At 48.0% G+C, this 462-nt stretch carries 1 protein-coding gene; it reads right to left on the bottom strand.

Going from position 1 to position 462, the window contains the following annotated elements:
- Positions 1–462 (bottom strand): cadherin-like domain-containing protein (locus tag AC1D0Y_RS29790; RefSeq protein ID WP_477708453.1); only part of this gene is annotated, 462 nt, incomplete at both ends.

Raw genomic sequence — 462 nt, 5'->3', positions numbered from 1 at the left:
GTACCATCTGCATTTACCACCGCCACTCCGTTGGTTGGCGGATCTTGTAAGCTATACGTCAGTACTTCTCCATCTGGATCAAACGCGGTAATTTGACTCGACACTGCTGTATCTTCATTCGTGACCAGCGTTACTACCACCGGACCTACTGGTGGATCATTKACTGGCTGAATCGTAATTGTAATCGTTGAAACAGCCGTTCCTCCTTGGCCGTCGCTTACTACGACGCTAAAGCTATCTACCCCGTTGTAATTTTCGTTTGGTGTATACGTGTAGGCTCCGTCTGGATTGACTACCACTGTTCCATTTGCTGGACCTGTCAGTAACYCGTACGTTAGTGGATTGCCGTCCACATCCGTTGCCACCACTTGGCTATTTAAACTCGTGTCTTCGTTGATCACAAACTCATAGTTYGGCACCACTGGTATRTCGTTCACTGGCGTGACCGTCACAAATACATTC

Source organism: Priestia sp. P1_B12_1 (assembly GCF_056406695.1).
The sequence above is the reverse complement of the archived record's forward strand: the minus strand, read 5'-3'. Positions and strand labels throughout refer to the sequence as shown.